This is a genomic window from Streptomyces phytophilus, from assembly GCF_013870535.1.
Classification (GTDB): Bacteria; Actinomycetota; Actinomycetes; order Streptomycetales; family Streptomycetaceae; genus Streptomyces; species Streptomyces phytophilus.
On record NZ_JACBXC010000881.1, the window covers coordinates 1 to 2,600 of the forward strand.

Consider the following 2,600-nt stretch of genomic DNA (forward strand, 5'->3'; position numbering starts at 1 on the left):
GCGGGCGTCGGTGACGACGTCCCCGGGTGGCCGCTGACGTCGCGCGGGATACGGCTGATGCAGTCGGTGGCCCGGCGGCAGCTCGCCGTGCGGCGGGCGGAGGCGGTGGCGGCGGTGCGCCGGCTGGCGGACCTGGAGTTCGTCAACGGCGGCGGTACGGGCAGCGTGCAGTACACCGCAGCGGAGGACGCGGTCACCGAGGTCGCCGCCGGCTCCGGGCTGTACCAGCCGCGGCTCTTCGACAACTACACGGCGTTCGACGGCCGCCCGGCCGCCGTCTTCGCGCTGCCCGTCGTGCGCCGGCCGGGCGTCGGCGTCGTCACCGTCCTCGGCGGCGGCTACCCCGCCTCCGGCCCCGCCGGCTCCGACCGGCCGCCCGTGCCGTACCTCCCGGAAGGGCTGCGCTACGACCGGCAGGAGGGCGCCGGCGAGGTGCAGACCCCGCTGCTCGGCCCGCCCGCCGACGACCTGCTGATCGCGGACCGGGTGTGGTTCCGGCACGCCAAGGCGGGTGAGCTGTGCGAGCGGTTCGACGCGCTGCACCTGATCGAGGGCGAGCGCGTCACGGAGGCGGTCCCGACGTACCGCGGCGAGGGCCGCACGTACCTGTAGCGCGCGGCCCGCCGGGCCCGGGTGCTACAGCGGCGTGACGTACGCGCCCGCGATGCCGCCGTCGACGAGGAACTCCGCGGCGTTGACGAACGACGCGTCGTCGCTCGCGAGGAACGCCACCGCGGCGGCGATCTCCTCCGCCTCCGCGAAGCGGCCCGCGGGGATGTGCACCAGCCGCCGCGCGGCGCGCTCCGGGTCCTTGGCGAACAGCTCCTGGAGCAGCGGGGTGTTGACCGGCCCGGGGCACAGGGCGTTGACGCGGATGCCCTCGCGGGCGAACTGCACGCCCAGCTCGCGGGACATGGCCAGCACGCCGCCCTTGGAGGCGGTGTAGCTGATCTGGGAGGTGGCGGCGCCCATGACGGCCACGAAGGAGGCGGTGTTGACGATGGAGCCGCGGCCCTGGCGCTGCATGTACGGGATGGCGGCCTTGCAGCACAGGTAGACGGAGGTGAGGTTGACCTCCTGCACGCGGCGCCAGGCGTCGATGTCCGTGCGGAGGATGGAGTCGTCCTCGGGCGGCGAGATGCCGGCGTTGTTGAACGCGACGTCGACCGAGCCGTACGTGTCGTACGCGGTCCGGAACAGCGCCTCGACGTCGTCGGGGACGGTGACGTCGGTCCGTACGAACAGCCCGCCGGCTGCCTCGGCCGCCGCCTTGCCCGCGGTCTCGTCGATGTCGGCGCAGACGACGTGCGCGCCCTCCGCCGCGAGCCGGCGGGCGGTGGCCAGGCCGATGCCGCTGCCGGCGCCGGTGACGACGGCGGTGCGGCCGGGCAGCCGGCGGCAGACGGGGGTCTGGTCGGTCATCGTGCTCACTCCTCGGTGCTGATGAAGACGTTCTTGGTCTCGGTGAACGACGCGAGCGCGTCCGGGCCCAGCTCGCGGCCGAGGCCGGACTGCTTGAAGCCGCCGAAGGGGGTCCAGTAGCGCACGCTGCTGTGCGAGTTGACCGAGAGGTTCCCCGCGGCCACGGCGCGCGAGACGCGGACGGCGCGGGCGGTGTCGCGGGTCCACAGCGAGCCCGACAGGCCGTACGGGCCGGCGTTGGCGAGGCGTACGGCGTCTGCCTCGTCGTCGAAGGGGTGGACGACGGCGACGGGGCCGAAGACCTCCTCGCGGCTGACCGGGTCGTCGGGCGGCGCGTCGGTGAGGACGGTGGCGGGGTACCAGTAGCCGGGGCCTTCGGGGACGGTGCCGCGGATGGCGGCGGGGCGGGACTCGGGGACGTGGCCGCGGACCCGGTCGCGGTGGGCGGCGGAGATCAGCGGGCCCATCTGCGTGCCGGGGTCGGCGGGGTCGCCGGCGGTGAACGCGAGGACGGCGGGCTCCAGCAGGGCGAGGAAGCGGTCGTACACGCTGCGCTGGACGAGGATGCGGCTGCGGGCGCAGCAGTCCTGGCCGGTGTTGTCGAGGAACGAGGCGGGGGCGGCGGCCGCGGCGCGCTCCAGGTCGGCGTCGGCGAAGACGATGTTCGGGCTCTTGCCGCCGAGTTCGAGGGTGACGCGCTTGACCTGCTCCGCGCATTGCGCGGCGATGCGCTTGCCGACCGCGGTGGAGCCGGTGAACACGACCTTCGCCACGTCCGGGTGGTCGACGAGCGCCGCGCCCGCGACCGGCCCCGCGCCTGGCACGACCTGGAACAGCCCCTCCGGCAGGCCCGCTTCGAGCGCCAGCTCGGCGAGCCGCAGCGCGGTCAGCGGGGTGGTCTCGGCGGGCTTGAGCACGACGGCGTTGCCGGCGGCGAGCGCGGGGGCGGCGCCCCAGGCGGCGATGGGCATGGGGAAGTTCCACGGGGCGATGACGCCGACGACGCCGAGCGGCTCGGCGAAGGTGACGTTGAGGCCGCCGGCCACCGGGATCTGGCTGCCGGTGAGGCGCTCCACTCCCCCGGCGGCGTAGTCGAGGAGGTCGCGTACGTTGCCCGCCTCCCAGCGGGCGGCGGCCACCGGGTGCCCGGCCTCGGTGACCTCCAGCCGGGCGAGTTC

At 75.2% G+C, this 2,600-nt stretch carries 3 protein-coding genes; 1 reads left to right on the forward strand and 2 read right to left on the reverse strand.

Annotation, left to right across the window (positions count from 1 at the left end; genetic code table 11):
- Positions 1 to 612: type III PLP-dependent enzyme domain-containing protein (locus H5J30_RS26635; protein ID WP_508470774.1), on the forward strand; the 612-nt coding region annotated here is incomplete at its 5' end.
- A 24-nt stretch (positions 613 to 636) separates the two neighbouring features.
- On the opposite strand, the gene H5J30_RS26640 is transcribed toward H5J30_RS26635, so the two are convergent.
- Together H5J30_RS26640 and H5J30_RS26645 are read right to left on the reverse strand one after the other, a co-directional pair.
- Positions 637 to 1,422, reverse strand: a complete 786-nt coding sequence (locus H5J30_RS26640) for a 3-oxoacyl-ACP reductase (protein ID WP_181789877.1) — start codon at positions 1,420 to 1,422, stop codon at positions 637 to 639.
- Positions 1,423 to 1,427: 5 nt separating this feature from the next.
- Positions 1,428 to 2,600: aldehyde dehydrogenase family protein (locus H5J30_RS26645; RefSeq protein ID WP_181789878.1), on the reverse strand; the 1,173-nt coding region annotated here is incomplete at its 5' end.